The 26,971-nt window shown below is 64.3% G+C and carries 28 protein-coding genes; 13 read left to right on the top strand and 15 right to left on the bottom strand.

Annotated elements, in window-relative coordinates:
* Window positions 1-11 precede the first annotated feature (11 nt).
* The 4 genes from AC3WN8_RS05650 (at window position 12) to ychF (ending at window position 3,497) form a co-directional block, all read left to right on the top strand.
* Window positions 12-896, top strand: coding sequence for a TraB/GumN family protein (locus tag AC3WN8_RS05650; protein ID WP_492668410.1), 885 nt, complete (start codon window positions 12-14; stop codon window positions 894-896).
* 120 nt (window positions 897-1,016) lie between these two features.
* A complete protein-coding gene (locus AC3WN8_RS05645; RefSeq protein WP_492668409.1) occupies window positions 1,017-1,631 on the top strand; it encodes a 50S ribosomal protein L25/general stress protein Ctc in 615 nt (204 codons plus the stop codon).
* Window positions 1,632-1,703: 72 nt separating this feature from the next.
* The gene (gene pth, locus AC3WN8_RS05640) at window positions 1,704-2,273 is read left to right on the top strand and encodes an aminoacyl-tRNA hydrolase (protein ID WP_492668408.1); all 570 of its coding nucleotides are present in this window, start codon (window positions 1,704-1,706) and stop codon (window positions 2,271-2,273) included.
* 123 nt (window positions 2,274-2,396) lie between these two features.
* Window positions 2,397-3,497, top strand: a complete 1,101-nt coding sequence (ychF, locus tag AC3WN8_RS05635) for a redox-regulated ATPase YchF (RefSeq protein WP_492668407.1) — start codon at window positions 2,397-2,399, stop codon at window positions 3,495-3,497.
* A gap of 69 nt (window positions 3,498-3,566) precedes the next feature.
* Here ychF and AC3WN8_RS05630 read toward each other — a convergent pair whose 3' ends face one another.
* The 4 genes from AC3WN8_RS05630 to AC3WN8_RS05615 are packed head-to-tail and all read right to left on the bottom strand — an operon-like array spanning window position 3,567 to window position 10,607.
* Entirely contained in the window at window positions 3,567-4,676 is a 1,110-nt protein-coding gene (locus AC3WN8_RS05630; RefSeq protein WP_492668406.1) for a serine hydrolase domain-containing protein, read from the bottom strand.
* A 14-nt stretch (window positions 4,677-4,690) separates the two neighbouring features.
* Window positions 4,691-7,045: a S9 family peptidase gene (locus tag AC3WN8_RS05625; RefSeq protein ID WP_492668405.1), complete on the bottom strand. Its 2,355-nt coding sequence runs from the start codon at window positions 7,043-7,045 to the stop codon at window positions 4,691-4,693.
* Window position 7,046: 1 nt separating this feature from the next.
* A complete protein-coding gene (locus AC3WN8_RS05620; RefSeq protein ID WP_492668404.1) occupies window positions 7,047-8,381 on the bottom strand; it encodes an MFS transporter in 1,335 nt (444 codons plus the stop codon).
* 33 nt (window positions 8,382-8,414) lie between these two features.
* Complete coding sequence (locus tag AC3WN8_RS05615) at window positions 8,415-10,607, bottom strand: TonB-dependent receptor (protein ID WP_492668403.1); 2,193 nt, start codon at window positions 10,605-10,607, stop codon at window positions 8,415-8,417.
* A 221-nt stretch (window positions 10,608-10,828) separates the two neighbouring features.
* On the opposite strand from AC3WN8_RS05615, the gene AC3WN8_RS05610 reads away from it, so the two are divergent.
* The 3 genes from AC3WN8_RS05610 to AC3WN8_RS05600 all read left to right on the top strand — a co-directional run bounded on the left by AC3WN8_RS05610 (window position 10,829) and on the right by AC3WN8_RS05600 (window position 13,312).
* Window positions 10,829-11,470, top strand: coding sequence for a TetR/AcrR family transcriptional regulator (locus AC3WN8_RS05610; protein WP_492668402.1), 642 nt, complete (start codon window positions 10,829-10,831; stop codon window positions 11,468-11,470).
* Window positions 11,471-11,582: 112 nt separating this feature from the next.
* Window positions 11,583-12,812 carry an alkaline phosphatase family protein gene (locus AC3WN8_RS05605; RefSeq protein ID WP_492668401.1) on the top strand — a complete coding sequence of 410 codons (1,230 nt, stop codon included), beginning with the start codon at window positions 11,583-11,585 and terminating at the stop codon, window positions 12,810-12,812.
* Window positions 12,813-12,859: 47 nt separating this feature from the next.
* Complete coding sequence (locus tag AC3WN8_RS05600) at window positions 12,860-13,312, top strand: MaoC family dehydratase (protein ID WP_492668400.1); 453 nt, start codon at window positions 12,860-12,862, stop codon at window positions 13,310-13,312.
* A 6-nt stretch (window positions 13,313-13,318) separates the two neighbouring features.
* Here AC3WN8_RS05600 and AC3WN8_RS05595 read toward each other — a convergent pair whose 3' ends face one another.
* Genes AC3WN8_RS05595 through petA form a run of 4 tightly spaced genes read right to left on the bottom strand, consistent with a single transcriptional unit; the run spans window position 13,319 to window position 16,624 of the window.
* Window positions 13,319-13,870 carry an adenine phosphoribosyltransferase gene (locus tag AC3WN8_RS05595; protein ID WP_492668399.1) on the bottom strand — a complete coding sequence of 184 codons (552 nt, stop codon included), beginning with the start codon at window positions 13,868-13,870 and terminating at the stop codon, window positions 13,319-13,321.
* Between the two features lie 8 nt (window positions 13,871-13,878).
* Window positions 13,879-14,727, bottom strand: a complete 849-nt coding sequence (locus tag AC3WN8_RS05590; protein WP_492668398.1) for a cytochrome c1 — start codon at window positions 14,725-14,727, stop codon at window positions 13,879-13,881.
* Between the two features lie 14 nt (window positions 14,728-14,741).
* The gene (locus AC3WN8_RS05585; RefSeq protein ID WP_492668397.1) at window positions 14,742-16,043 is read right to left on the bottom strand and encodes a cytochrome b; all 1,302 of its coding nucleotides are present in this window, start codon (window positions 16,041-16,043) and stop codon (window positions 14,742-14,744) included.
* An 11-nt stretch (window positions 16,044-16,054) separates the two neighbouring features.
* Window positions 16,055-16,624: a ubiquinol-cytochrome c reductase iron-sulfur subunit gene (petA, locus tag AC3WN8_RS05580; RefSeq protein WP_492668396.1), complete on the bottom strand. Its 570-nt coding sequence runs from the start codon at window positions 16,622-16,624 to the stop codon at window positions 16,055-16,057.
* A 249-nt stretch (window positions 16,625-16,873) separates the two neighbouring features.
* On the opposite strand from petA, the gene AC3WN8_RS05575 reads away from it, so the two are divergent.
* The 3 genes from AC3WN8_RS05575 to AC3WN8_RS05565 are packed head-to-tail and all read left to right on the top strand — an operon-like array spanning window position 16,874 to window position 18,755.
* A complete protein-coding gene (locus AC3WN8_RS05575; RefSeq protein WP_492668395.1) occupies window positions 16,874-17,323 on the top strand; it encodes a tRNA (cytidine(34)-2'-O)-methyltransferase in 450 nt (149 codons plus the stop codon).
* Window positions 17,320-18,162 carry an oxygen-dependent coproporphyrinogen oxidase gene (gene hemF, locus AC3WN8_RS05570; protein WP_492668394.1) on the top strand — a complete coding sequence of 281 codons (843 nt, stop codon included), beginning with the start codon at window positions 17,320-17,322 and terminating at the stop codon, window positions 18,160-18,162. The genes AC3WN8_RS05575 and hemF overlap by 4 nt, the downstream gene beginning before the upstream one ends.
* The gene (locus tag AC3WN8_RS05565; RefSeq protein ID WP_492668393.1) at window positions 18,159-18,755 is read left to right on the top strand and encodes a GNAT family N-acetyltransferase; all 597 of its coding nucleotides are present in this window, start codon (window positions 18,159-18,161) and stop codon (window positions 18,753-18,755) included. Before hemF ends, AC3WN8_RS05565 begins: the two co-directional genes overlap by 4 nt.
* Before the next feature lie 75 nt (window positions 18,756-18,830).
* On the opposite strand, the gene AC3WN8_RS05560 is transcribed toward AC3WN8_RS05565, so the two are convergent.
* Window positions 18,831-19,607 carry a DUF7847 domain-containing protein gene (locus AC3WN8_RS05560; RefSeq protein WP_492668392.1) on the bottom strand — a complete coding sequence of 259 codons (777 nt, stop codon included), beginning with the start codon at window positions 19,605-19,607 and terminating at the stop codon, window positions 18,831-18,833.
* Between the two features lie 141 nt (window positions 19,608-19,748).
* Here AC3WN8_RS05560 and lipB point away from each other — a divergent pair, with 141 nt between their 5' ends.
* The 3 genes from lipB to AC3WN8_RS05545 all read left to right on the top strand — a co-directional run bounded on the left by lipB (window position 19,749) and on the right by AC3WN8_RS05545 (window position 21,637).
* A complete protein-coding gene (gene lipB, locus AC3WN8_RS05555) occupies window positions 19,749-20,417 on the top strand; it encodes a lipoyl(octanoyl) transferase LipB (RefSeq protein ID WP_492668391.1) in 669 nt (222 codons plus the stop codon).
* 85 nt (window positions 20,418-20,502) lie between these two features.
* The gene (locus tag AC3WN8_RS05550; protein ID WP_492668390.1) at window positions 20,503-20,766 is read left to right on the top strand and encodes a hypothetical protein; all 264 of its coding nucleotides are present in this window, start codon (window positions 20,503-20,505) and stop codon (window positions 20,764-20,766) included.
* Window positions 20,767-20,968: 202 nt separating this feature from the next.
* Complete coding sequence (locus tag AC3WN8_RS05545) at window positions 20,969-21,637, top strand: hypothetical protein (protein WP_492668389.1); 669 nt, start codon at window positions 20,969-20,971, stop codon at window positions 21,635-21,637.
* 22 nt (window positions 21,638-21,659) lie between these two features.
* On the opposite strand, the gene queE is transcribed toward AC3WN8_RS05545, so the two are convergent.
* The 6 genes from queE to AC3WN8_RS05515 all read right to left on the bottom strand — a co-directional run bounded on the left by queE (window position 21,660) and on the right by AC3WN8_RS05515 (window position 26,853).
* Window positions 21,660-22,292 (bottom strand): 7-carboxy-7-deazaguanine synthase, encoded by a 633-nt coding sequence (gene queE / locus AC3WN8_RS05540; protein WP_492668388.1) that lies wholly within the window; start codon window positions 22,290-22,292, stop codon window positions 21,660-21,662.
* Complete coding sequence (gene queC / locus AC3WN8_RS05535; RefSeq protein ID WP_492668387.1) at window positions 22,289-22,990, bottom strand: 7-cyano-7-deazaguanine synthase QueC; 702 nt, start codon at window positions 22,988-22,990, stop codon at window positions 22,289-22,291. Before queC ends, queE begins: the two co-directional genes overlap by 4 nt.
* A gap of 253 nt (window positions 22,991-23,243) precedes the next feature.
* Window positions 23,244-23,669 carry a DUF3617 domain-containing protein gene (locus AC3WN8_RS05530; RefSeq protein ID WP_492668386.1) on the bottom strand — a complete coding sequence of 142 codons (426 nt, stop codon included), beginning with the start codon at window positions 23,667-23,669 and terminating at the stop codon, window positions 23,244-23,246.
* A gap of 107 nt (window positions 23,670-23,776) precedes the next feature.
* Complete coding sequence (locus AC3WN8_RS05525; protein ID WP_492668385.1) at window positions 23,777-24,676, bottom strand: Hsp33 family molecular chaperone HslO; 900 nt, start codon at window positions 24,674-24,676, stop codon at window positions 23,777-23,779.
* Between the two features lie 66 nt (window positions 24,677-24,742).
* Window positions 24,743-25,672 carry an ornithine carbamoyltransferase gene (gene argF, locus AC3WN8_RS05520; protein ID WP_492668384.1) on the bottom strand — a complete coding sequence of 310 codons (930 nt, stop codon included), beginning with the start codon at window positions 25,670-25,672 and terminating at the stop codon, window positions 24,743-24,745.
* Window positions 25,669-26,853 (bottom strand): aspartate aminotransferase family protein, encoded by a 1,185-nt coding sequence (locus AC3WN8_RS05515; protein WP_492668383.1) that lies wholly within the window; start codon window positions 26,851-26,853, stop codon window positions 25,669-25,671. Before AC3WN8_RS05515 ends, argF begins: the two co-directional genes overlap by 4 nt.
* Window positions 26,854-26,971: the final 118 nt, after the last annotated feature.

The raw sequence follows: 26,971 nt of genomic DNA, 5'->3' as shown, positions 1-26,971 counted from the left end.
TATGGCGGCGGATGAAACGGTTCCTGCTCTCCCTTCCCGCTTTTATCGGGTCCCTGCTCGCCGGCTGCGCCTCCGCCCCGGCCGAGCCCGCACCCCGTCCCGCGCTGTGGCAAGTGTCCGACGCCGACACGACCATCTATCTGTTCGGCACGATCCATTTGCTGCCCCCCGACACACGGTGGCGGACCAAGATATTCGACGATGCGGCCGCGAGCGCGCAGCAACTCGTGCTGGAAATCGTTCCCGACGGCATCGCCGATCAGCAGGCGGCGGCCATGCGTGCACTGGCCTATTCCCCCGGCCTGCCGCCGCTGGCCGATCGCGTGCCGCCAGGCAAACGCGCCGCGCTCGACGCATTGATCGTGCGCAGCGAGATTCCAAGGGAAACCCTCGACGGGCTCGAAACCTGGGCGGCGGCGATCGCACTCGCATCGGCGACGCTGCGGACGCTCGACTCCAAGCCCGGCGCGGGCGTCGAGCAACAGCTCGGCGACAGTTTCAAGACCGCGGGCAAGCCGGTCGCCGCGCTCGAAAGCGTCGAAGGGCAGATGCGCCTGTTCGACGGTCTGCCCGAGGCGACGCAACGCCGTTTCCTGACGAGCGTGGTCGACGGCGCAGCCGATACCAACGCCGCATTCACCAAGATGATCGAGGCCTGGTCGAGCGGCGACACGAAAAAGATCGCGGCCAGCTTCGACACCGAAATGCGGGAATCCCCCGAGCTGGCCGAGGCGCTGTTCCATCGCCGCAATGCCGCATGGGCCGACTGGGTCAGGAAGCGGCTGGACACGCCCGGCACCGTGATGGTCGCGGTGGGTGCGGGCCATCTCGCCGGCGCCGATTCGGTCCAGTCGCTGCTCGAGGCGCAGGGGCTGAAGGTGAAGCGGCTGCAATAGGCCGCGCCCCGTTCCGCGACTTGCATCGTGGCGCCGTTCCGCCTATAGGCCCGCGCTTCCCGTCATGGTCATCCCTGGAGGCGTGGCGGGATCGTACAACCAGCATTTGGAGACATGCATATGAGCGATCAGCTTACGCTGTCGGCCGAAGCGCGCGATCGGGCTGGCAAGGGAGCCTCCCGTGCCCTCCGCCGTGAAGGCCGCGTGCCCGCCGTCATCTATGGAAACAAGGAAGACCCCGTCTCGATTCACGTCGAGGAAAAGCTCCTGATCAAGCAGCTTTCGAACGGCCACTTCATGAACACCGTCGTCATGCTCGACATCGGTGGCAAGGCCGTCCGCACCCTGCCCAAGGACGTGGCATTCCATCCCGTCACCGATCGCCCGTTGCATGTCGATTTCCTGCGCATCAGCGAGCACGCGAAGGTGCATGTCGAAGTGCCGGTGCACTTCATCGATGAAGAAACCTCGCCCGGCATCAAGCGCGGCGGCGTTCTCAACATCGTGCGCCACGAGCTTGAGCTCATCTGCGACGCAGCCGAGATCCCCGACCAGATCGACATCTCGCTGGCCGGCTTCGATGTGGGCGATTCGATCCACATCTCTGCGGTGAAGCTGCCCAAGGGCGCCGAGTCGGCGATCACCGACCGCGACTTCACCATCGCCACGATCGTTGCACCGTCGGCGCTCAAGTCGAGCGAAGGCGACAACGAGACCACGACCGAAGGCGAGTAATCGCGCAACGCCTGTTTCCCGTCACCTCGGCAGCCGCCGGGGTGACGGCAACAGGCCAACGAGCACGAACCAATGCAGATATGGGTCGGTCTCGGTAATCCCGGCGCGCAATACGCCATGCACCGGCACAATGTCGGCTTCATGGCCATCGATGCGATCGCCGAAGTCCATGGCTTCGCGCCGGTCCGGAAGGCATTTCAGGGCTGGACGCAGGAAGGCCGCATCGGATCGAGCAAGATCCTGCTGCTGAAGCCCGCCACCTTCATGAACGAGAGCGGTCGCGCCGTCGGCGAGGCCATGCGCTTCTACAAGCTCGATACGGGCGACGTCACCGTCTTCCACGACGAGCTCGACCTGGCGCCGTTCAAGGTGAAGGTGAAGACGGGCGGCGGCACTGCGGGCCATAACGGCCTGCGCTCGACCGAAGCGCATATCGGAAATGAATTTCGCCGCGTGCGCATCGGCATCGGCCATCCCGGCCACAAGGACCGGGTGACCGGCCATGTGCTGGGCAGCTATGCGAAGGTCGAGATCGAGCCGCTGTCCGACATGCTCGGCGCGATCGCGGCCGAAGCCTCATGGCTGGCAGACAGCGACGATGCCCGTTTCATGAACGAGGTGGCATTGCGGCTTCAGGATTGATCCGCACATTGACCCTCATTGTCATTCCCGCGAAAGCGGGACTCCAGACGATTTCACAGACTCGCACGGGCATCGCACGGATTCCCGCATTCGCGGGAATGATACCGAAGGATAAAAAGCAACATGGGTTTCCGCTGCGGCATCGTTGGCCTTCCGAACGTCGGCAAGTCCACTCTTTTCAACGCGCTGACCGAAACCGCCGCAGCGCAGGCGGCGAATTATCCGTTCTGCACGATCGAGCCCAATGTCGGCAACGTCGCCGTGCCTGACGAACGCCTCCAGGCGCTCGCCGGGATCGCGGGATCGGCGAAGATCATCGAGACGCAGCTTGGCTTCGTCGACATTGCCGGCCTCGTACGCGGCGCCAGCAAGGGCGAAGGGCTGGGCAACCAGTTCCTCGGCAATATCCGCGAAGTGGACGCGATCGTCCATGTGCTGCGCTGCTTCGAGAATGACGACATCCAGCATGTCGACAACAAGGTGGATCCTATCGCCGATGCGGAGACGGTCGAAACCGAACTGATGCTGTCCGATCTGGAAAGCCTCGAGAAGCGTGTGCCCAATTATGCCAAGAAGGCAGCACAGGGCGACAAGGAAGCGAAGATCGCCGCCTCGGTGCTCGGCCAGGCGCTCGAGCTGCTGCGCGACGGCAAGCCGGCGCGGCTGACAATGCCCAAGGACGAGGAAGAGAAGCGCGTGCTTGAACAGGCGCAATTGCTGACCGCCAAGCCCGTCCTCTATGTCTGCAACGTCAATGAGGAGGATGCCGCCAACGGCAACGCCTTTTCCGCGCGCGTCTTCGAAAAGGCCAAGTCCGAGGGCGCCGAGGCCGTCGTCGTCTCGGCCGCGATCGAGGCCGAGATCGCGACGATGGCCCCCGAGGAGCGCGGCGAGTTCCTCGCCGAGCTGGGACTTGAGGAAACCGGGCTCGCCCGCGTCATCACCGCCGGGTACAAGCTGCTCCACCTGCTGACCTTCTTCACCGTCGGCCCCAAGGAAGCGCGCGCCTGGACGGTCGAGAAAGGCGCCAAGGCGCCGCAGGCCGCCGGCGAGATCCACACCGATTTCGAGCGCGGCTTCATCCGTGCTGAAACGATCGCGTTCGATGATTATATCACCTGCAAGGGCGAGACCGGCGCACGCGACGCCGGGAAACTGCGCTCCGAAGGCAAGGACTATGTCGTCAAGGACGGCGATGTGATGCTGTTCAGGTTCAACGTATAAATTACGAATTGCCGGAGCGCTGAACGACCCGAACAGGTCCTTCGGCGCTCCGGCTGGTTTCCGGCGCGTCTATGAACCGCGATCGGCGGCAAGCGCATAGGCGGTGTTGAGCGCCATCGAGAAGAGCTGCGCACGCGGATAGCGAAGATCGTCCGGCGGCGCGTCCCGTTCGACATGCGTCGTCACGCAGCTCGCGACGCCGATGCCGAGTTCCGCATCGATCCAGGTCGCGCTACGGGTCGACATCGTCGATCCCGGATGCCCCCAGACTTCACGGCCCGCCCAGGCCCGCCGCTCGAGACCGAGGCCATATTCGGTGCCCAGGCTCATCGGGAAATAAGGCTTGGCCGACGGTTTCATCGTCCGGCCGGCAAGATCCTCAAGGGTGATACCGAGCGGGCTGTCCTTGCGGAGCAGACTGCCATAGATGGCGATGATATCCGCGGCGCTGGCGATACCGTCGCCGGCACCGAACGCCCAGCTGAGATGGGGCGTCATATCGACGGGCATCGGATCGGTGGGGAATGTCGCATAGCCGCGCATCACTTCGGCATCGGGGACGATCCCGCCAAAGCCGGTATGGCCAAGGCCAAGCGGCGCCACGATCCGATCGGCGCAAACTGTGCCATAGGATTGTCCGGCAACCGCCTCGATCACCATCGCGGCAATGATCCAGCCGGTATTGCAATAGTCGAAGCGTTCGCCGGGCTCGAAAATCTGCCCCTGCGGCAATGCCAGCGCCACCAGGTCGCGCGGCGCCATGCTGAGCCGCATGTCGAACTGGAGCCCCGCCCCCAACAGGAATTCGCCCAGACCCGAGCTGTTCATCAGCAGATGGCGCACGGTGATCCGGCGATCGATCGGCAGGTCGAGATGAACATGCACGGGGTCGTCGAGATCGAGCAGACCGTCGCGCGCCATCAGGAACAACACCATCGCGGTGATCGTCTTGCTCTGACTGCCGATCTGGAAGGCGTCGCCGGGCTGGACCGCGCGGCTCCTGTCCAGATCGGAATGGCCGGCGGTGAACGTCACGCGACCGATGCCGGCGACGTCGATCGCCAGCAACGCGCCGAGATTGCCGAGCCGATCGACAAAATCGTCGACCACACGCGCGCACCGGCCGAGCGCATCACCCGAAAAGCTGGAATCGGGCTTGAAATTGAGGTGCTGAGTCATTGATTTTCCTGTGATTAGCTAAGGTCGGCCATCATCATGCGCATGCCGGCCATCGCTTCGCCGGGTGCATAATCCAGCGTGAAACCGGCGGGTGGCTCAGCGCCGAGCAGGTGGCGCGCAAAGAAATTCCAGAGGCGCTGAAGCACATACGGGCTTTCCCCGAGAACACCGTGACCGGCGCCGGGCACGATCAGCTGGTCGAAATCCTTGCCGGCCGCGATCAGCGCGGCGGAAACGGCAAGGGTGTGGCCGGGATGGACATTCTCGTCCATGTCGCCATGGATCAGGAACAGCTTGCCCTGCAGCTGATGCGCGACCGAGGCGTTCGATTGGCTGTCGCGCTCGGGCGTGCCGGGCCGCCCGCCATATTTGTCGATCCAGTGCGCGATATAGTTGCGATTGTCGTGATTGCCGCAGACCGAGACACCGGCCTTGAACACTTCCGGATAGTCGAACAGCGCCCGCGCGGTCGCATGGCCGCCGCCCGACTGGCCGAACATGCCGACGCGATCGCGATCGAGAAAGTCGTGGCGCTGGCAAAGCTGCTCGATCACCGCGACATGGTCGCTGAGCTGTGGCTCGAGCATCCGGCCCTGCCCAGCCTGGTGGAAAGCACGGTTGCGATTGGGCATGCCGCGGGTTTCGATGATGATCCCGACCATGCCGAGTTCCACCACCGACTGGAGCATGGCCGCCATGCCGTTGGGGAAACGGCGCGCATACCAGTTCAGTTGCGGGCCGGGGTAGATATAGTCGACCAGCGGATAGGATCTGGTCTCATCGAAGTCGGAGGGGACATACATCGCCCCGAACAGGCGCGTCACGCCATCGGCGGCCAGCGCCTCGAACAAGCGAGGCTGGGGCGCCGCCCAATGGGCGTCGATATCGACCGCCGCGAGTTCGACTTGCTGGCCGGTCGCGATCTCGATCAGGACGGTTCGCGTCGCCATGTCTGCCCGGCCAAGGCTGGCGACGACATGACGGCCATCGGGCGATGCGCCGCTCCACGCATAGGATGGACGAAAGGGCTTGAGCTGGTCGATACCGGACATAGGATCGGATTTGACCGCAACGTCCCCATCGATGCCGAGCAGCGTCTCGAACCCGCTGCCGTCGAAATTGATCGCGCAGAGCCGGCGCTGGCCGAGATCGCTGGCGTCGTCGAAGCCGCTGGCGAGGAACAGGATACGCCGCCCGGCTTCGTCGACATGGACGATTTCGCGCACCATCCATGCGCCTTCGGTGATCCGGTTCTTGAGCGCGCCGCTGGCCAGGTCATGAAGGTAGAGATGGCCCCAGCCGTCGCGCTGCGAAAACCAGATCAGTTCGCCGGAGCCAGGCAAGGGACGGACGATCGGCTGGCCGACGATCATCGGATGGACGTCGATCCAGCCGGTTTCGGCCGTTTCTGAAAGGATCGTCCTGACCACGCCCGTTTCGAGATTCATAGCAACCAGCGCGACCGCGGACGAAAAGCGCTCCCAATCGAAAAAATAGAGACTGTCGCCCGCAAACCAGGCGCCGCGATAGAGAAAGGGTGAAAAGACCTGCACGATCAGCGGCCGGTCGGCCGAGCTGACCGAGCGGCCGCTCGGCAGATGGAAAGCGACGAACTCCAGCTTCGGCAGGTCATGGTCAGGGCCGGCGACCTTGAAGACATGCGGTATTGCGCGCTTGCTGTCCGCCGGCGCGTTTTCGACCAGCCCGCTTTCAGGCAGGTCGCGCTCGTCGATCCGATGGGTGACGAACCATTCGGAATCGGCCGACCACAGGCCGCACGGCATCGGCGTCTTGCGGCTCGACACCGGCATGATCCCCGATTCCGGAATCTCGCCATAGCCATGGTGACGTGCACCGTCCGGTGTGAGCTGGCTGGCGATGCCGGTCGCGCGATCCTTCACCCAGATCGCATGATCCTTGAGGACGCACGCCTGGCTGCCGTCCGGCGAATGGAGCGCCATCGCCGGATCCAAGGCCTCGGCCCTCACCAAGGTCGGGCCATCGATCGCGACATGATAGATGTCGGTGCCCAGCATCACCACGAGCGTGCCTGCATCGGGCATGTCATATTGTGCGGCAGCCAGATCCGTCGCCGCCACGTCCTTGCCGCTATGGCCGGAGATCAGCGCGGCGAGCGCATCGGCCGCCAGCACCGGCGCCACCGTACCGCTGGCCGTGTCGGCAACCCTGGGCCGGTTCACCTGACCGCCCTCCGCATCGACTTCGGTGACGCAGAAGAAGTAGCGCCGATCATCGAGCCAATAGCCGTCGCCGATCAGACCACCCAGCCTGGTGCCGAGCTTCGATGGCGTGAAGGCTGCCGCGCGCGCGTAGCGCTCCGCAGACAGGGTCGTCGTGGTCATGCTCATATCAGGCTCCTTGAGGCATTATCTTTTCGGGGAATTCGGTGGCGGCTGCCGGATCGTCGCCGCCAGGCCCGGCGCGGGTCGCGATCCAGAAGCTCAAACCGGCGAGCAGAGCGAATGGCGCGCCGACCGCCGCCATCGCATGGCCCAGCATCATCTCCCCACCCAATATGCCGCTCACGAAACCGACCAAAGGCGATCCGATCGCGCCGGTGACGGAGATCAGCACGACATAGAGCCCCATGGTGAGCCCACGCAGTTCGTTTGGGATACGAAGGCTGATGGCGATGACGGGGATCGCGATCGCGATGCCGCCCGCAACCGCGAACACGGCGCTGAACGCGGCGAACCAGATGACGTTGGGCGTCAGCGCCATGAATGCAGCCGGCGCGCACAGCGTGGCGGCGATCGCGGCGGGCAACATCAGCAGCCGATCGCCGCCCCGGTCACGCGCGAGGTTGACCAGCGTGCTGCTGGCGGCAAGGCTGATCAGGCTCGTCGCCAGCATCTGGATGCTGAAACCGATGGCGAAATCGCCGGGCTGCAGATTGTAGAGGCGCATCAGTGCCGGCGCGAACCAGACCTGGACGCCGGTGGAGGCCCCAGCGAGGAAAGTCATGCCCGCGAAAAGGGGGAGCAGAAACCGGCGATACGCCCAGAGCTTGCGTAACGATCCGCGACCCCGCTCCCCCATTTCCATACGGGCGGGTTCGCGCATCGCGAACAGCAGCGGCAGCAGGAACAGGCCGAGCATCGCGAAGAGCAGCGGAACGACGCGCCAGGGTGCCAGGCCGTGCAGCGCGTCGGGATTGGCGGCGACCATCCCGACAAGGCTCGAATAGCCAAGACCGCCGACCAGCAGCGCACCGACCTGCCCCAATGTCTGGCCCATCGGATAGCTCATGGTCGCAAAGGCGCGTTTCGCCGGCGCGAAATGATCGGCCATCAGCGACATCGCCGCCGGATAGGTGATCGCATTGGCGACGCCCAATATGGTCTTGGCCGCGGCCAGCATACAGAAATCGGTGGACATGCCGGTCAGTGCCAGGCCGCCGCACCAGAGGATCATGGCGGCGACCAGCATGCGGACGCGCACCAGCCGGTCGACCAGCATGCCCATCGGCGTCGCCAGCAGGCCATAGGCGGCGTAGAACGATGTCGCATGCGCCAGGCCGAGCTGCACATCGGTGAGCCCCAGATCATGCTTCATCGGTTCGGCCAGGAGGCCGACGATCTGCATGTCCATGGTCGTGAAGACCGCGATGGATGCCAGCACCAGCTGGGCATAGCGGGCGCGGCCCGGGCCCGGATAGGACGATGTCTCGCTCCGAGCGTTCATCTCGATGCCTCCGCTATCCGTCGACGACACATCTCAGCGACGAACCGTCACGCGCAGACCGGCAGTCAGCGGCCGCAACGTCACATAGGGATTGGGCGAACTGGGCGTCTTCAGGATGACGGCGTCATTGTCGGTCAGATTCTCGCCATAAATGGCGACGCTGCCCCAGGACGTGTCGAGGCCGATCGCGGCATCGAGCGACGAATAGTCGTCATTGATGGCGAAGAGCGGATTCAGTCCGCGATTGGCGAACGCATTGGGTGAGCTGTCGGTGAACTGGCCGTCGACCCGCACATAGGCCTGATTGCTGCCGCCCATATCCCAGCGATATTCGAAGCCGCCGGACAATTTCCACTTGGCGAGGCCGGGTAATGTATCGCCCTTGGCCGCGGGTACGATGATGTTGGTCGGCACGCTGTCGATCTTGCCGTCCTGGATCGTGACATTGCCATAGACGTTGAAGCCCCTGGCCGGCCGTGCGGCCATTTCGAATTCGATGCCCCGAACGCTCGCCTTGCCAGCATTGGCGATGAAGCTGCGTCGATCCGAGATGCGCTGCCCGTCGATCTGGATATTCGTCCAGTCGATGTAGAAGCCCGTGAGGTTGAGCGTCAGCGCGCCGTCCAGCCAGCTCGTCTTGGTGCCGATCTCGTAATTGATCGTCGAATCCGGCTCATAGCCTTCGGGGATCACATAATCGCCGGGATCGATCTGGCTCGGCCCGCGATTGGCATTCACCTGCCCGATCCGGAAACCCTTGCTGACATTAGCGTAGAACAGCAGGTTCCGGTCGGGCTCGTAGGAGATGCCGGTGCGCCAGGTGGTGTTGGTCCCCGACCCGCGGTTCCTGAAACTGACCGGATCGAAATAGGTGAAGGTCGCGAAGTCCAGCACGCGCCGGTTCTTCTCGTCATAGCTGGCGGTCGTGCGGAACACGCGCGCGCCGCCGCGCAGCTTCAGCCCGTCGACGATCTCGTAGCTGGCATCGGCATATCCCGCCAATTCACTCGACCGGGTGGTGATGTCGGTATCGAAATAGGCATCGCTGCCGATCGCGCCGCCGAACAGATCGTCGAGGCCGACCACCTCGATCAGATAATTGGGAACGCCCGTCCTGCGTTTGATGTAGAAGCCGCCGAGCACCCATTGGAACGGCGATTCCGTGTTCGATACCAGCCGCCCCTCCTGAACGAAGAAGCGTGAATTCCACGGATCGTTTCGGGAGACGACGGGAAGGCCGAGACCGAACAGATCGCCGAGATCCGAGATCAGCGCAGTCTTGCTTTGCTGATAGGTGGTGGACGAAGTCAGCGTCGCGAAATCGGCAATCTCATAGTCGATCGACAGATTATAATTGGTGATCCGGTTCGGGCGCCCTTCCGCGACCGACGAGGACCGCTTGAATCTGCCGAGCGCCGGATTCCAGCCATCGGCGTCTTCGGGATCGCTGTCCTGATGGAAAATCTCGGCCTTGATCGCGAGCGTATCGCTCGGGGTCCAGCGCAGCGCGACGCGGCCGCCCCAGTCGATCGCGTCGTTGCGCGTACCAAGCGCGGCGTTCTTCACCCATCCCTGTTCGTCGCGATAATAGCCGACGACGCGCAAGGCGAGCGTGTCGGCAGCCAACGGCATGTTGACCATCGCATCATAGCGCTGGCGGAACGCCCCGCCCTTGGTCACGCCGAGATCGACGCGCCCCGCCGCCTCGAACCGCGTGGCATCCGGCTTGTTGGTGATGATCCGGATCGTGCCGCCGAGCGAACCGGAACCGAACAAGGTGCCCTGCGGCCCGCGCAGCACCTCGATCCGCTCCACGTCGAACAGGCGCAGATCGGGCTGGGCCGCCGCGCCGAACGTATCGGTGACGGGCGTGTCGTTGACATAGACCGCCACCGGATCCTGCGTGTTGCCGCCCGTCACGCTGGTGGCGATGCCGCGGATGTTGAAAACTGCCCGGTTCTTCGTCGCCTGATTCATGGTGAGACCGGGCACCGATCGGGCAAAACCCTCGAAGCCGTCGATTCCGCGCGCCTCGATCTGTTCCTGCGAGATCGCCGTGATCGCGCTCGGTACGTCCTGGACAGTCTCCGCACGGCGATTGGCGGTGACGATGATATCGCCGTCATTGGCGACCGGCGCGGAGGCTCCGGTCTGCGCCGATGCGGGCGCCGCCGCGCAGCACAGCCAGGCGATCATCGATGTCGAGCCAAGCCCCAGTCTCTTCATGTCACACTCCCCATTTTCGACGGTTGATCGGTCGATTCTTTTTTAGGTTGGTTGATCAAACTATATAAATGCCGCTAGGCTTGGCTTGTCAAGCCTGATCAGGATCGTCGTAGAAAATGGTCCTGATTGGAAAATATGTATTTGGACTGGCGGGATTTTCGGACAGTGGAATCCGTTCCGTCCGGGGATCGATCGCCCTATGGCAACTGCAGGAGGCGGGGATGCGCGAAGTTGACGAGTCGAACACCGAGGCCCGGCGGGTGCAGATCATCGAGGCAGCGACGCGCTGCCTTGCGCGGAGCGGCGTGGCCAAGACCAGCATCAACGACATCTGCCGCGAAGCCGGCATGCGTTCCGGCCATCTCTATTATTATTTCGAGAACAAGGATGCGGTGCTCGAAGCGGTGCTGCTGCACAATCGCGAGACCGTCATCAACTCGGTCGAACATATGCTCGACGGCGGCGATCTGGTTTCGCAGATCTTCGACGTTCATGTGAAGGCCGAGCAGGGTCGCCTGTCCTACGGATTGACCCCCGCCGTCCGCATCGAACTCGAATGCTATTTTCAGCGGCTCGCCGCCGCCGACACACGCGTGGCGGGGCTTTCCGATCGCCTGATCGACGTGATGCGCAATGCAGCCGAATCAGCCGTGGCGGCAGGCCGACTGTCGAAAGACCTGAATATCGACACGTTCGTCGACGCCGTGGCGCTGATCTGGCAAGGCCTGTCGTACAGCCGGCTCATCCCCGATCTCGATATCGAGGCCATGCGCCGGGCGGTGCAGCTTCTTCTTGCCCCCTGGCTGGTCGGTGACGGCAACCCGCCTGCCCCCGATCGCGGGAAAAACCCGACCACTGCCTGACCGGCCAGTCCCGATCGCGTGGGCACGCAACACCGCAGACCTTCGCCCATGTCCAGCAAGGGTGGCCAATACGTCATTGTCCTGTAGCAAAGGATGGCCACTGGAGATCGTCGTGCTTCGTTTGCTGCCCGCCCTTTTCACCGTCGCCGCGCTCACCGCCTGCGCGACCACTTCACCGCCCGCGGCCACCGTCGTCGTCGAGCAGCGTCGCCCAGTCACGATCCTGATCTCGATCGACGCCTTCAGCCCCGACTATCTGGCGCGCGGCGATACCCCGGTGCTCGACGCCCTGGCCAAGAGCGGGACGAAGGCGACGATGCGTCCGAGCTTTCCGACGCTGACCTTCCCCAATCATTATACGCTGGTCACCGGGCTCAGGCCCGATCGTCATGGGATCGTCGCCAACATCCTGTTCGATCCGCGCCGCAAGGAACGCTTCTACAGCAAGGAGCTCGAAGCCTCCGATCCCTTCTGGTGGGCGGAGGCCGAGCCGATCTGGATCACCGCCGAGAAGAACGGGGTTCGTACGGGGACGATGTTCTGGCCGGGCGAGGAAGCGGCACATGACGGGATTCGCCCCAGCGACTGGGCGCGGTTCGATCCCAATTTCACCGAAGCGCAGCGCGTGCGGACGGTCATCGACTGGATGCGCCGCCCCGCCGCCATCCGCCCCGCATTCGTCACGCTCTATTTCGACCTGGTCGACAAGACCAGCCACAAGCAGGGGCCGCGCGGCGATGCGACGGTCGCGGCCGTACGGCAGATCGATGCACTGATCGGCGACCTCAAGTCAGAGCTGGACGCGCTCGGACAGCCGGCAAATCTGGTCATCGTCTCCGACCATGGCATGCGCGCCATCCAGCCCGAGCGCACGGTGCTGATCGAGACATTGCTGCCGGCGGGCAGCTACCGGCTGGTCAGCTATGGCCCCTTTGCGACGATCGACGCGATGCCGGGCCAGGATGCGGTGGTCGCCCGCGCGCTGCTCGTGCCCAATCCGGACATGGAGTGCTGGCGCAAGGCCGACGTCCCGGCGCGTTTTCACTATGGCAAAAATCCGCGCGTCGCCGCCTTTCTGTGCCTCGCCAAACCGGGTGGCGAAGTGATGCCCGGTGCGCCGCCGACCAACAAGGGCGATCATGGCTATGATCCGGACGATCCGGAAATGACCGCGCTGTTCCTGGTCAACGGCCCGGCCTTTCGCCGCGAAGGGGCAATTCCCGCGAAATTCGACAATGTCGATCTCTACCCGATGCTGATTTCGCTGATCGGCGTGCGCGCCCTTCCCAATGACGGCAATCCGGAGACGTTGCGACCGATCCTTCGGACGAACGGCAATTGACGTTTCCGGAAGCGTCAGCTTGAAGGAATGCGTTCGCGGAGGTGATGATGCAATATTTCGAGGATCTCGAGGTCGGGGCGATAGCGCGTTTCGGGCACTACGAAGTGACCCGTGACGCGGTGATCGACTTTGCGAAGAAGTTCGATCCTCAACCCTTCCACCTCTCCGACGAGGCGGCGGCAAAGACCTATTTCGGGCGGATCGCTGCAAGCGGCTGGCACACCGCCGCCATGTCCATGGCGATGATCGTCGAAAATCTTACCGCAAACCAGCAGGCCGGACTCGGCGGCATCGGCATCGACAATCTGCGCTGGTGGAAACCGGTCTATCCGGGCGATGTCCTGCGCTGCGAAAGCGAGATGCTGGAAAAGACCGCGTCGCGCAGCAAGCCCGATCGCGGCACCTTTCGCTCGCGGCTCACCATCTACAATCAGGATGACGAAAAGGTGATGAGCTACGAGAACACCGCACTCATCCGCCGGCGACCAGCGGAGAGCTGACCGGCGTCAGTGCCCCTCGAAGGCGATCAGGCTCTCTACGGCGATACCAGCCTGTCTCAGGCGATCGGCACCGCCCAATTCCGGCAGGTCCACCACGAACAACGCGCCGGCCACTTCGCCGCCCTGGATGCGGATGAGTTCGGCGGTGGCCATCACGGTACCGCCGGTGGCGATGAGATCATCGACGATCAGCACCCGCCTGGGCGGGATCAGGTCATGGGCATGCATCTCGAGCCGGTCGGTGCCATATTCGAGCGCATAGTCGACGCCCACCGTATGGCCCGGCAGCTTGCCGCGCTTGCGGATGGGCAGGACGCCCAGCTTGAGCTCCTTCGCCAGCGCCGCACCGAACAGGAATCCTCGCGCCTCGACACAGGCGATCAGATCGGGCGCCATCCGACGCGCCAACACCGCCAGCCGATCGACGGTCTCGGCAAAGCCGGGACCGTCGAGCAGCAAGGCGGTGATGTCGCGAAACTGGATTCCGGGCTGTGGAAAGTCCGGAATGGTCCGGATGAGCGCCTTCAGGTCCGCATTGGCTTCGCTGTTGGCGCTCATCGGATCGCTCAGTGCGCGCCCTTCTTGTCGCGCCAGATATTCTGGTACGCCATCCAGGTCAGAACGGTGAAGCAGAGCAGGAAGATGATCACGCCCAGACCGACGCTGTGGCGATTCTCCAGCTTGGGCTCAGCCGTCCAGGTGAGGAACGCCGCGACGTCCTTCGCCATCTGATCGACGCTGGCCTTGGTGCCGTCCGAATAGCTGACCTGCCCGTCGCCGGTGATCGGCGGCGCCATCGCGATGTTGAGGTTCGCGAAATACGGATTGAAGTGCAGCGTGTCGGGCGTCTTCGCGTCGGGGAAATGCTTGAGCAATTCCGCGGGCTGATTCTGGAAGCCGGTCAGCAGCGAATAGACATAGGCGGGGCCGTCATGACGCGCCTTGGTCATCAGCGACAGATCGGGCGGCAGCGCGCCGGCATTGGCGGCACGCGCCGCAACCTCGTTGGCGAACGGCGACGGGAAGCGGTCGGCCGGAATCGACTTGCGCGTCGCCGGCTCGCCGGTCTCCGGATTGATGCTCGGCGTCTCGATCGCCCATTCGGACGCGATCGTCTTGGTCTGGCCTTCGGTGAAGCCAATGCCCTCCAGATCGCGGAAGGCGACGAGGCGCAGCGAGTGGCAGGCCGCGCAGACCTCCTTATAGACCTGGAAGCCGCGCTGGAGCTGCCCCCGGTCATATTTGCCGAACGGCCCTTCGAACGAGAAGGACACTTCCTTGGGGGTCAGGTGGAACTCGTGCTCCACGGTCTTGGCGGGGGGCTCGCTGACGAAAGCGATTGCACCCCAGAGCAGCGACCACAGCAGGACGCCGACAAAGCCGAGACCGACCAGGAAACCGATAGGACGGACCATGTTGTTCTAACCCCTTATTCGGCCGGCTGCGCGGTGGCAGCGTTGGTCGAGAGCGTTGCGCCGTCCTTGCCTGCCAGCACGGCTTCGGTGATCGAGTTGGGCAGCGGCAGCGGCCGCTCGATCTTCGACACGATCGGCAGGATGATCAGGAAATGCGCGAAATAATAAGCCGCCATCACCTGCGAGATCATCACATAGGGCTCTGCCGCCGGTGCGCCGCCGCAATAGCCAAGCACGAGCACGCAGGGGATCAGACCGAACCAGAAGAACTTGCGGTAGAGCGGCCGGTAATTGGCCGAACGCACCGAGGACTTGTCGAGCCAGGGCAGGAAGAAGAGCAGCAGGATCGCCGAGAACATGGCGAGCACGCCCCACAGCTTCGCCGGCAGGATGAAGTCCACCGTGAAGGCGCGCAGGATCGCGTAGAACGGCCAGAAATACCATTCGGGCACGATGTGCGCGGGGGTCGAGAGCGGGTTCGCGGGGATGTAATTGTCGGCATGGCCCAGATAGTTGGGCGCATAGAAGAGCAGGATCGCGAAGGCGATCAGGAAGACGCCAAGCCCGAAACCGTCCTTCGCCGTATAATAGGGATGGAACGGCACCGTATCCTGCGGCCCCTTCACTTCCACACCGGTCGGGTTGGACGAACCCGGAATGTGCAGCGCCCAGATGTGCAGCACGATGACGGCGGCGATCACGAAGGGCAGCAGATAGTGGAGCGAGAAGAAGCGGTTGAGCGCGGCATTGTCGGGGGCGAAGCCGCCGAGCAGCCAGGTCTGGATCGGCTCGCCGACCAGCGGGATCGCGCCGAACAGGCCGGTGATCACCTTGGCGCCCCAGAAGCTCATCTGACCCCAGGGAAGGACATAGCCCATGAAGGCGGTAGCCATCATCAGCAGGAAGATGACGAGGCCGAGCAGCCAGACCATCTCACGCGGCGCCTTGTACGATCCGTAATAAAGGCCGCGGAACATGTGGATATAGACGACGATGAAGAACATCGAGGCGCCGTTGGCGTGCGCATAACGCAGCAGCCAGCCGGCATTGACGTCGCGCATGATGTGCTCGACCGAATCGAACGCGACCCCGCCGTTCGCCGCATAATGCATGGCGAGGACGATGCCGGTGATGATCTGGATCGCGAGCGCGGCGCCCGCGAGGACACCGAAATTCCAGAAATAGTTCAGGTTCCGCGGAACCGGATAACCGGCGCCGACCGCATTATAGACGAGGCGCGGCAAAGGCAGCTTCTCGTCGAGATAGCGCATGAACGGGTGCTTCGGCGCATATTGCGCAGCCCAGGGAAAGCTCATCTGTGTCTACCTCACCCGATCCGGACCAGCGTGTCCGACGTGAATTCATATTCCGGCACTTCGAGGTTCTTCGGCGCCGGGCCTTTGCGGATGCGCGCGGCCGTATCGTAGTGCGAGCCGTGGCAGGGGCAGAAATAGCCGCCGAACTCGCCACGGGCCTCACCCTCGGCCGCCCCCAGCGGAACGCAGCCCAGATGGGTGCAGACGCCCATGGTGATCAGCCATTGCTGCTTGCCGACCTTGGTGCGTTCGGCCAGCGTCTGCGGATCGCGCAGCGAATCCACCGGCACCGCATCGGCCGCCGCAATCTCCTGTGGGGTCAGATGGCGGATGAACAATGGCTGCTTGCGGAAGATCGTCTTGATCGCCTGCCCCGGCTGGATCGCCGCGACATCCTGCTCGATCGACGCGAGCGCGAGCACGTCCGCCGAAGGATTCATTTGATTGATCAGCGGCAGAACGACGGTAGCCGCGCCGACTCCGGCGAAACTGACCGCCGCGATATTGATGAAGTCCCGGCGGCGCACACCCTCTTCGGAGGGGTCGGTCTCGCTCGGGGCGGTCTGTTCCAGCGTAGCCATTCACCTGCCCTTGCGGTTCGAATCGATATGCAGGGGATCGGCCGCGCCTAGGCGACAAGACTGGACCAAGCCCCTCATTTCCGCCCTTGGTCCGGGGCGGATCGCCGGCCTGATAGCCAAGTGACGGCGGTTTTGCCAACTGCAATTTGACAGGATTGCGGTGACCCCATGCGCGGGACTTTTCCGGAGCCACGATTTCGCACTTGGCGGGTGTTTCCCCACGGCGCGAATCCGCTCTATGGGCGCGGCATGCGAATTGCTCTCTACCAGCCCGAGATCGCCGGAAATGTGGGCGCCGTGCTGCGTCTGGCCGCCTGTTACGGCGTGCCCGTCGACATCATCGAGCCCTGTGGCTTCGCCTTTTCGGACAAAAGGCTCGCCCGCGCCGGCATGGACTATGCCGCAGCCGCCGAAGTGACGCGCCATACCGACTGGGCCGCATTCGACGCCCGGCGCAGCGGCCGCATCGCATTGCTGACGACCCGCGGCGCGGTGCCGCTCCACCAAGCGGTATTCACGCCCGACGACATATTGCTGATGGGATCGGAAAGCGCCGGCGTGCCCGATATGGTGCATGACGTTGCCGAATTGCGGGTCCGCATCCCGCTTTGCCCCGGCTTTCGATCCTTGAATGTCGGCATGTCGGCTGGCATCGCGCTCACCGAAGCGCTGAGGCAGACAGGAGGAATGCCGGAATGATCGAACTCGATACCGAGCAGCAGGCGGCACGCGACTGGTTCGAGAGCCTGCGTGACCGGATCTGCGCCGCATTCGAGGCAATCGAACGCGAGGCGGGCAGCGATGCCCATTTCGACTATCTCGCCTGGGACCGCGCCGATCCCGACGGCAGCCCGGGTGGCGGCGGCGTGCGCGGCGTGATGAAGGGCAAGATCTTCGAAAAGGTAGGCGTGAACGTCTCCACCGTCGGCGGCGCATTCGAGGGCGAATTCGCCAAGACCATCCATGGCGCCGCGGAGGACCCCCGTTTCTTCGCGACCGGCATCAGCCTGGTCGCCCATATGGCAAATCCGCATGTGCCCGCCGTCCATATGAACACCCGCTTCCTCGCGACGACCAAGCGCTGGTTCGGCGGCGGCGCGGATCTCAACCCGCCAATTCCCTATGATTCGGATACGACGGACTTCCATGCCCGGCTGAAGGCCGCCTGCGATGCGCATGACGCGGCGCACTATCCGCGCTTCAAGCAATGGGCGGACGAGTATTTCTATATCCCCCATCGTGGCGTCCATCGCGGCGTGGGCGGCATCTTCTACGATCATCTCGAGGGCGATTTCGATTCGCACTTCGCCTTTACCCGCGATGTCGGCGAGGCATTCCTCGACATCTACCCGCAGATCGTGCGCCGGCGCATGGGCAGCGAATGGACTGCGGAGGACCGCGCCCGCCAGCTTGCCTGGCGCGGCCGCTATGCCGAATTCAACCTGGTCTATGATCGCGGCACGCTGTTCGGACTCAAGACCGGCGGCAATGTCGACGCGATCCTGATGAGCCTGCCCCCGATGGCGAGCTGGGAATGACGACGGCGGGGCTCCTGCCGGTGCCCCGCGGCCAAGTCGCCGCGGTCGTCACCTCGCTCGAAATGGCGGCGCGGCCGTCCGCACGCCCCCTGCCCCCTGCCCCGCTGAGGCTGGAGCGCTGGCATGCCCCCGGCACTGCAAAATATCGTCAGCTCTTCCGCCGGGTCGGTGAGCCCTGGCTGTGGTTCTCGCGGCTGATCATGCCCGACGCGCAACTCGAGGCGATCATCCACGACCCGCTCGACGAAATCTATGCGGTGCTCGACGCGCGCGGCATCGAGGTCGGCATATTGGAGCTCGACTTTCGCGTGTCGGGTCAGTGCGAGATCGGCTTTTTCGGCCTGGTGCCCGAGCTTGCCGGGCAAGGCCATGGCCGCTGGCTGATGGCGCACGCCATGGCGCTGGGCTGGCGCAAGGGTGTCGAACGCGTCTGGGTGCATACCTGCACGCTCGACCATCCCGGCGCGCTCGGCTTCTATCAGCGGCAGGGCTTCACCCCCTTTGCCCGCTTCGTCGAAACCTTCGCCGATCCGCGGCTGGCCGGCCATTTACCGCGCGAAGCGGCGCCACACGTTCCGCTGATCGACGGCTAAGGGTTTGATCCGCCCATCTTGCGATGAGCGGTTGCAGCAGGATCAAGATAAGAGGCCACGGCTCCGGGCCCCGCCCTACCCCCGATCGGCCGACAGCTGCGCATAGAGATGCGCGATCATCGTCGAGAGATAGACCGAGAAGACCGTGCTCAGCACCGCGCTGACAAGTTCGAGGATCAGTTTCGCGATCGGCTCCTCGGCGGGGTTGCCGATCGTGACCGTCACGAGGATGCCGAAGATCGCCGACGCCGCGATGCTCGCGACGAGCAGCAGGACGACGAAGGCGACCAGCATCGCGAACAGCTTGAAGAACTGACCGCGGGTGAGTTGCCAGCTTCGGGAAATGATTGCGACAGGACCGGCCGGCTCCATCGCCGCCACCGGATTCATGAAAATCAGCCGCACACCGACCAGCATGAACAGCGGAAACAGCAGCAGCAGGGCGATTCCGGCCCCCGCCATGACGTTGCCGCCGCTGAGCACCGCGGCCAGCATGAGCACCGGCACGCTGGCGACCAAGCCCGCCAGCATCAGCAGCAGCGCGGCGCCGATCAGCGGCACTATCCGCGGCAGCGCCGCCCTGATCGCCTCGCCCACGCTGATCCCCGGGCGCAGGACCAGATTGTTGAGCGTCACCCCGCCCAGGATCGACAGGATCATCATCGGAATGATTGCGAGCATCCACAGCCCGGCTTCCGGCGTTTGCTCGGGGGCCATCGTGGGCGCAAACTGCCCCAGGATCACGCTCGGCAAGCCGACGAACGCGAACGCGACCGGCATGAGCAGCGCCGCCTCGCGCGCGACGAACGCCGTGCTCTGGCTCCACGCGCGACTGATCGATAGATTCGGCATCCGGTCTCCTTTGCGGCGGCTCTTCTAGAGCGCTTCCCCGAAAAGTGGGAACCGGTTTTTCACCTGCACGACGCGCCGGCAAAGGGTCGCGAAGATATGCGCGTCATGAGCGGGCTTGAAGCGATGGCACGGGACGCGCACATGGCACGCATGAGTGATCATGAAGACATTGAATGGCGCGTCAGCGATGCGCCTGTCGCCTACCCGCAAACGCTTGCGGAGATGGAAGCGCGCGCCGCCGCGGTCGCCGCGGGCGAAGCGCGCGAGCTGGTCTGGCTGCTCGAGCATCCGCCGCTCTATACCGCCGGCACCAGCGCCGATCCGATCGAGCTGATCGACCCGCGCTTCCCCGTCTATCCGGCGGGTCGCGGCGGGCGCTATACCTATCACGGCCCAGGCCAGCGCATCGGCTATCTCGTGCTCGACCTGAGCAAGCGCGGACGCGACGTGCGCTGCTTCGTCCACGCGCTCGAAGGCTGGGTGATCGATGCACTCGCCGGGCTCGGCGTCTCGGCACGACGCGCCGAAGGCCGGATCGGTATCTGGACCGACGATCGGGGGCAGGAAGCGAAGGTCGGCGCCATCGGCGTGCGGGTTCGCCGTTGGGTGACGATGCACGGCTTTTCGGTGAACGTCGATCCGGACCTGTCGCATTTCGGCGGAATCGTGCCCTGCGGTCTTGCCGATTTTGCGGTCACCAGCCTTGCGCAACTCGGCGTCGACAAGGGCATGGCGGCGCTCGACGCCGCGCTGGAGCAAAATTTCCAGCACTTCCTGTCGTCGATGTGCGGTGCACAAAGACAGGGTTGAGGCCCATCAAGTTTGTGTTTACGCTGGGTGATGGATTGGGAGAAGGCCAGAGGCCAGCCAGATCCTTGCAACTAGGGAGTTTCAAATGCGTGACATGATCTCGAAGCTGATGACCGGTTCCGCTGTGGCCGGCGCGGCGCTTCTCGTCGCGGCCTGCGGCAGCAGCCAGCCCGCCGAGAACACCGCGACCGCCAATGTCGAGGAAATGAATGCCGAAGACGCGACGATGGACGGCACGACCAACGACATGATGACCAATACCGACGCCGCGATGGGCAATGCCGCGAACATGGCTGCCGACAACGCGGTCGATGCCAATGCGACCAACGCCACGAGCAGCGCTTCCTGATCGCTGGCGATCGAGATCCCCTGCAAAGGGGAATATCGACAGGAAAGGGCCGTCCGGGACACCGGGCGGCCTTTTTCTTTGGGGCTCTCCACGCCCCATACGACCGGTCGTGTGAACGACACGACGAAAAGGTGCTTCCCGCTTGAGCCCGATTCACCTAATCCTTAGGAATTGTGCGGAGCGGAAGGCATTGAACACGATCATGAAGAGTGTGCGTAACATCGTAGCGGGTGCACTGGCAGCCGCCGGATTCATGGCGACGGGGGGTATCGCCAATGCGCAGATCTTCCTGAAGTCCCCCGATTTCAGCGGTGCGCCGGTGACCGGCACAGAGGCCGGCGTGCTATCCCCCCTGCCCGGCGCCAAGCCGGAGGAACTCCATGCCGGCCTGGTATGGAGCCTGCGCGCCGCGCTCAACGTCGCGGCACTGCAATGCCAGTTCGAACCTTCGCTGCTGACGCTCAACCAGTATAATTATCTGATCCGGGATCGCGCCGCCGAATTCACCAAGGCCTACAACACGCTCAACAGCTATTTCAAACGGACCAACAAGACCGCAAAGGCGGCACAGACCGCGATCGACCAATATGGCACGCGCACCTATCTCGGCTTCTCGACGGTGCAGGGGCAGCTCGGCTTCTGCCTGACCGCCAGCCGCGTCGGTCGTGCCGCGCTGTTCGCGCCGAACAACGGCATGGGCGATCTCGCCGCGAAGCGCATGCGCGAGTTGCGCAACAGCATGATCCCGATGGGCGAGCAGCAATTCTCACGCTTCCTGATGCCGCCCTATCAGGCGAAGCGCGTGACATATGATCCGAAATGCTGGGACAAGAAGAATCTGCTCAAGAAGAACTGCCCCGGACTTTCCTGACCGCGGGCGGCCGGAGGCAGGATCAACGCAGGCCGAGCGGTTTGTGAGTCTGGAGCGAGAGACACCATCTGGGGCGCGCCATTGCGAAATCGATCGCGGCGCGCACATTCTCCTCGCCCCGCGCATCGTCCATGGGCTGGACGAGCAGGTGACGGAAATCCCAGCTTTCCATGGCCTCGACATCGCTGCCCGGCTGCGGCCAGACCAGTTTCAGTTCGTCGCCGGAGCGCTGGACGACCTGCGATCCGGCCTTAGGACTGACGCAGATCCAGTCGAGCCCGGCCGGTGCCGCGATCGTGCCATTGGTCTCGACCGCAACCTCGAACCCTTCGGCGTGCAACGCCTCGATCAGCGCCGCGTCGAGCTGCAGCAAAGGCTCCCCGCCGGTACACACGATATAAGCCCGCGCCTTGTCCATGCCCCATAGCGCGCCGGCCCTGGCGGCAAGCGTCGTCGCATCGGGGTAGCGTCCGCCGTCGGTGCCATCCATGCCGACAAAATCGGTGTCGCAGAAACGACAGATCGCGTCGGCGCGGTCCTGCTCGCGCCCCGTCCAGAGATTGCAGCCGGCAAAACGCAGGAAGACCGCGCGGCGGCCGACCTGACGCCCCTCGCCCTGGAGCGTCAGGAACATCTCCTTGACGGCATAGCTCATCGATCGGCCACAGGGGCGCCGTGATCGACCAGCCCCGCTTCGGCAAAGCCCTTCGCACGCAGCCGGCAGCTGTCGCACGTCCCGCAGGGCTGGCCCTGGGGCGTGGGATCGTAACAGGACCAGGCAAGCCCTGTATCGAGCCCGAGCCGATAGGCTTCGCGCGCGATCTCGGCCTTGCCGAGATGCTGAAGCGGCGCATGGATGCGGAATGGCGCACCTTCGACGCCCGCCTTGGTCGCGACTTCGGCCAGGCTTTCGAACGCCGCGATGAATTCGGGCCGGCAATCGGGATAGCCCGAATAGTCGAGCGCATTCACGCCGACAAAGATGTCGCGCGCACCCGCCGCCTCCGCCCAGCCAAGCGCGACCGACAGGAAGATCGTGTTGCGCGCCGGAACATAGGTGACGGGAATACCGTCCTCCACACCGTCATGCGGCACCGCGATATCGTCGGTCAGCGCCGACCCGCCGAAGCTGCGCAGATCGAGCGGCAGGACGACGTGCCGCTCGGCGCCGACCTCATGCGCGATGCGCCGTGCCGCGGCCAACTCGACCAGGTGACGCTGATTATAGTTGATGGTGAGCGCGAGCACGCTGAAGCCCGCCTCACGCGCGAGGCCCGCGCAGACCATCGAATCGAGCCCGCCGGACAGCAGGACAACCGCGCGTCGAACGCCCTGGATTTCATCACTCGCCATGATGGCCGCGCGCTACGCGCTCGGCGCTGCGCTGGCAAGCCGGCTGGCAATCCTTCGTGCCATAACAAACGGGCCGCGTCCGGTTTCGGAGCGGCCCAGTTAGGCTATACAGCCTGCTAGGGAGGAAAGCGTGCCGAACCCGGCACCGGTTCCTTCTAGCCGACAAGCGTGAATATCCGATTAAGCCTAGGAGTTTGTTCGAAAAGGCGTGGAAGAGCGCTTTCCGGCGGCACCGGCTTGCTCAAACACACTCTCAGCGGCAGGCACCGGCATGGCGCGCCTCATAGGTGACGTTGAACGGGGCATTGCTCGCAATGCCCTGCGATTCGATCTGGAGGATACGGCTGGTTTCGACACGAATGGTCGTCCGGCCATGGCCTGCGCCCGGACAGGTGTAATGCACGGTCGCGCGATTGGGCTGGCTGTCGATCACGAAGCGCGAACAAACACCGGCACCATGCTGGATCTGGACCAGCATCGACGGATCGGCGACGCACAGCTTGCGTGGAGCCGCGGTCGATCCCCGCGCACGCAATTCCCACATCCCCCGCTCGACGCCGCGCAACGCCGGCAAATCGGGGGCGCGTTCAGCCTGGCCGGCGGGTGCCGCACTCCCGGCGAGCAGTCCGACGAGCAGAATGGCAGCGGCGTAAATGGATCGAGAACGGGTCGCACGCATCTTCTGTTTCCCTCACCGGAACAGTACAACCATCACCGCTGCGAACCCAGATGCGGCGAATCGTTACGGACATCACATAATGTCGGCAAACGCGGCTGCAAGCCCCGTCAGCCCTCCACCGCCTCGAGCGGAATCGGGAAGACGCGCGCGCAAAAGGCGCAATCGACGCTGATCATGCCGTCGTCTCCGGCCATGTCGCGGCGCTCATCGGCGGGAAAACGACCGATCACGTCGCGGATATGCGCCGGATCGCAGCGGCATCCCTTGATCAGGGGCGCCTCCGCCAGCAGCCGGACTTCATCCTCTTCGTTGAACAGGCGCCAGACCAAAGTCTCAAGCGGCAGCGCCGGATCGGTCAGTTCGTCGCCCCGGATCGTCTCGCCGAGCATGCGGACATGTTCCCATGCCGGATGGTCGAGCCGGGTATGCAGCCGCTCGCGCCCCTGCTCGCCCTCGGGCAGATGCTGGAGCAGCAGGCCGCCGGCGCGACAGCCGTCGACCCCGCCCTGCGCGGTCGCGAAGCGGACGAGCGTCGGAATCTGCTCGGACTGGCAGAAATAGCTCTCCGCCGCATCCGCCAGCGACGCACCTTCGAGCGGCACGATGCCCTGATAGCGTTCGCCCGACACCGCCTGATCGAAGGTGATGGCGAGATAGCCCTTGCCGAACAGCGCGAAGAGCGCCGGGTCGGCGGGAATCTCGGCAAGCCGCTCCGCATCGAACTTCACATAGCCACGCAGCTCGCCGCCACGATAATCGCAGACCAGCAGGTCGATCACGCCATTTTCGGTCTGCGCCTGCAGTGTCATCTGCCCGGCATCGTCCTTGAGCGTCGAGCCCAGCAGCGCGGTCAGCGCCAGCGCCTCCGCCAGCACCTTCTCGATCGCAGGCGGATAGCCATGCGCGGCCAGGATCTGGTCGAGCACCGGCCCGATCCGCACCAGCCGCCCGCGCGCATGATGGCCAGGAATGGTGAAACCGAGCAGGGTATCGATGTTGGCGGTCATGATCTCGCTTCTGATGTCCTTCCCGCGCGGGCGGGAAGGACGAAGATAGGGCTCAGGCGGCGCGGTTCAACCGATCCGGCCCAGCGCCCAGAGCAGGACGGACTTCTGCGCGTGCAGCCGGTTCTCCGCCTCGTCCCAGATCACCGAGCGCGGGCCGTCGATCACCGCATCGACCACTTCCTCGCCACGATGCGCGGGCAGGCAATGGAGGAACAGCGCATCGGATCGCGCATGCGCCATCAGCTCGCTCGTCACCTGATAGGGCATCATCGCCGCAAGCTTCTCTTCGGCGTGCGACTGGCCCATCGAGATCCAGGTGTCGGTGACGACGACGTCGGCATCCGCCGCCGCCGCACGTGCATCGCGGAAAATGCGGATATCGGCACCGCGCGCACGCGCCGCCTTCACATAGCCGTCATCGGGATCATAGCCGGCGGGGCAGCCGATCGCGACCGAGAATTTGAGCAACCCCGCCGCTTCGACGATCGAGTGCAGCACATTGTTGCCGTCGCCGAGCCAGGCCCATTTCGAGCCGGGCAGCGCCTTGCCATGCTCGATCACGGTCAGCAGGTCCGCCACCACCTGACAAGGATGCGACACGTCGGTGAGCCCGTTGATCACGGGCACGCTGGCATGATCCGCCATTTCGCGGATTTTGCCGTGATCGTCGGTGCGGATCATGATCGCGTCGACATAGCGACTGAGCACGCGCGCGGTGTCGGCCACGGTCTCACCGCGGCCGAGCTGCGTCGTGCCCGCATCCATCACGATGCTGGTGCCGCCCAATTGGCGGATCGCCATGTCGAACGAAACGCGGGTCCGCGTCGAATTCTTCTCGAAGATCATGCCGAGCACATGACCCGCGAGCGGCGCATCGATGTCGGGCCGCCCCTTTGCCCAGCCCTTGCGCGCGGCCTTGCGGTCGAGCGCATTGGCCAGCATCGCGGCGACGGCGTCTCCGCCCGCATCGGCGAGATCGAGGAAATGCCGGGTCATTCGACGGGTGATCCATAGGTGGATGCGCCGAGCGACAGCTTCTCGACGAATTCCGCGATATGCGCCTCTTCGAGCACCAAAGGCGGCAGGACGCGGACAACATTGTCGCCCGCCGCCACGGTCAGCAGCCCGTGCTTGCGGAGATGCGCGACGAAGGCGCGGCTGTCGACCTTCATCTTAAGCCCGAGCATCAGCCCGCGACCGCGCACGCCTTCGAACAGATCGTCATGATTGGGAATGAACTGCTCGAGCGCCTGGACCAGCCGGTCGCCCATCTGGTTGACGCGATCGAGGAAACCCGGCTCCAGGATCACGTCGAACACCGCCTGGCCCGCGGCCATGGCCAGCGGATTGCCGCCATAGGTCGATCCATGGGTGCCGATCACCATGCCCGCCGCGGCCTTTTCGGTCGCCAGGCAGGCGCCGAGCGGGAAACCGCCGCCGATACCCTTGGCGGTCGCCATGATGTCGGGCTCGATGCCATATTGTTCATAGGCATAGAGCGTGCCGCTGCGCGCGACGCCGCACTGGACCTCGTCGAGCACGAGCATCAGATCATTCTCGTCGCACAGCTGACGCAGCCCCTGCATGAAGGCGTCGCTCGCCGGACGGATGCCGCCCTCGCCCTGGATCGGCTCGACCAGGAAGCCGGCGGTGTTCTCCGTCATCAGCGCCTTGGCGCCTTCGAGATCGTCGAACTGGGCATAGGCGAAGCCGGGCAGCAGCGGCTCGAAGCCGTCGCGCATCTTCTCCTGGTTGGTCGCGCTGATCGTGCCGAGCGTGCGGCCGTGAAAGGCGTTGGAGAAAGTGATCAGCTCATGCTTGTGGCTATTGCCGTTGACATGATGATAGCGACGCGCGGTCTTGATCGAGCATTCGACGGCTTCCGCGCCGGAATTGGTGAAGAAGACGGTGTCGGCAAAGGTGTTCTCCACCAGCCGCTGCGCGAACGCCTCACCCTGCGGCGAACCGTAGAGATTGGAGACGTGCATCAGCGTCGCCGCCTGATCCTGGATCGCCTTGGTCAGATGCGGATGGCCATGGCCCAGCAGGTTCACCGCGATGCCGCTGGCGAAATCGAGATAGCGCTCGCCGCGCTCGCCGATCAGATAGCACCCCTCGCCTCGGACCGGACGCACCTCACTCCGCGGATAGACGGGCATGAGAGGCGTGATGGTCATTGCTTGGGTACTCCTCCTCGAGGGTCGGCAGAAACGCAAAAAGGCGACCCGTGACGGTCGCCTGGCGCGAAGCGCGCTATACAGGCGCGAGCAAGGCTCAACAACCCCTGCGCGCGGG

Source organism: Sphingobium sp. FW305-3-2-15-F-TSA7, from assembly GCF_058787155.1.
The sequence above is the reverse complement of the archived record's forward strand: the minus strand, read 5'-3'. Positions and strand labels throughout refer to the sequence as shown.

Bases quoted from the DNA above. Each gene is read 5' to 3' on its own strand.
- AC3WN8_RS05650 (WP_492668410.1), top strand. From the start codon at position 12: ATGAAACGGTTCCTGCTCTCCCTTCCCGCTTTTATCGGGTCCCTGCTC.
- AC3WN8_RS05645 (WP_492668409.1), top strand. From the start codon at position 1,017: ATGAGCGATCAGCTTACGCTGTCGGCCGAAGCGCGCGATCGGGCTGGC.
- pth (WP_492668408.1), top strand. From the start codon at position 1,704: ATGCAGATATGGGTCGGTCTCGGTAATCCCGGCGCGCAATACGCCATG.
- ychF (WP_492668407.1), top strand. From the start codon at position 2,397: ATGGGTTTCCGCTGCGGCATCGTTGGCCTTCCGAACGTCGGCAAGTCC.
- AC3WN8_RS05630 (WP_492668406.1), bottom strand. From the start codon at position 4,676: ATGACTCAGCACCTCAATTTCAAGCCCGATTCCAGCTTTTCGGGTGAT.
- AC3WN8_RS05625 (WP_492668405.1), bottom strand. From the start codon at position 7,045: ATGAGCATGACCACGACGACCCTGTCTGCGGAGCGCTACGCGCGCGCG.
- AC3WN8_RS05620 (WP_492668404.1), bottom strand. From the start codon at position 8,381: ATGAACGCTCGGAGCGAGACATCGTCCTATCCGGGCCCGGGCCGCGCC.
- AC3WN8_RS05615 (WP_492668403.1), bottom strand. From the start codon at position 10,607: ATGAAGAGACTGGGGCTTGGCTCGACATCGATGATCGCCTGGCTGTGC.
- AC3WN8_RS05610 (WP_492668402.1), top strand. From the start codon at position 10,829: ATGCGCGAAGTTGACGAGTCGAACACCGAGGCCCGGCGGGTGCAGATC.
- AC3WN8_RS05600 (WP_492668400.1), top strand. From the start codon at position 12,860: ATGCAATATTTCGAGGATCTCGAGGTCGGGGCGATAGCGCGTTTCGGG.
- AC3WN8_RS05595 (WP_492668399.1), bottom strand. From the start codon at position 13,870: ATGAGCGCCAACAGCGAAGCCAATGCGGACCTGAAGGCGCTCATCCGG.
- AC3WN8_RS05590 (WP_492668398.1), bottom strand. From the start codon at position 14,727: ATGGTCCGTCCTATCGGTTTCCTGGTCGGTCTCGGCTTTGTCGGCGTC.
- AC3WN8_RS05585 (WP_492668397.1), bottom strand. From the start codon at position 16,043: ATGAGCTTTCCCTGGGCTGCGCAATATGCGCCGAAGCACCCGTTCATG.
- petA (WP_492668396.1), bottom strand. From the start codon at position 16,624: ATGGCTACGCTGGAACAGACCGCCCCGAGCGAGACCGACCCCTCCGAA.
- AC3WN8_RS05575 (WP_492668395.1), top strand. From the start codon at position 16,874: ATGCGAATTGCTCTCTACCAGCCCGAGATCGCCGGAAATGTGGGCGCC.
- hemF (WP_492668394.1), top strand. From the start codon at position 17,320: ATGATCGAACTCGATACCGAGCAGCAGGCGGCACGCGACTGGTTCGAG.
- AC3WN8_RS05565 (WP_492668393.1), top strand. From the start codon at position 18,159: ATGACGACGGCGGGGCTCCTGCCGGTGCCCCGCGGCCAAGTCGCCGCG.
- AC3WN8_RS05560 (WP_492668392.1), bottom strand. From the start codon at position 19,607: ATGCCGAATCTATCGATCAGTCGCGCGTGGAGCCAGAGCACGGCGTTC.
- lipB (WP_492668391.1), top strand. From the start codon at position 19,749: ATGGCACGCATGAGTGATCATGAAGACATTGAATGGCGCGTCAGCGAT.
- AC3WN8_RS05550 (WP_492668390.1), top strand. From the start codon at position 20,503: ATGCGTGACATGATCTCGAAGCTGATGACCGGTTCCGCTGTGGCCGGC.
- AC3WN8_RS05545 (WP_492668389.1), top strand. From the start codon at position 20,969: ATGAAGAGTGTGCGTAACATCGTAGCGGGTGCACTGGCAGCCGCCGGA.
- queE (WP_492668388.1), bottom strand. From the start codon at position 22,292: ATGAGCTATGCCGTCAAGGAGATGTTCCTGACGCTCCAGGGCGAGGGG.
- queC (WP_492668387.1), bottom strand. From the start codon at position 22,990: ATGGCGAGTGATGAAATCCAGGGCGTTCGACGCGCGGTTGTCCTGCTG.
- AC3WN8_RS05530 (WP_492668386.1), bottom strand. From the start codon at position 23,669: ATGCGTGCGACCCGTTCTCGATCCATTTACGCCGCTGCCATTCTGCTC.
- AC3WN8_RS05525 (WP_492668385.1), bottom strand. From the start codon at position 24,676: ATGACCGCCAACATCGATACCCTGCTCGGTTTCACCATTCCTGGCCAT.
- argF (WP_492668384.1), bottom strand. From the start codon at position 25,672: ATGACCCGGCATTTCCTCGATCTCGCCGATGCGGGCGGAGACGCCGTC.
- AC3WN8_RS05515 (WP_492668383.1), bottom strand. From the start codon at position 26,853: ATGACCATCACGCCTCTCATGCCCGTCTATCCGCGGAGTGAGGTGCGT.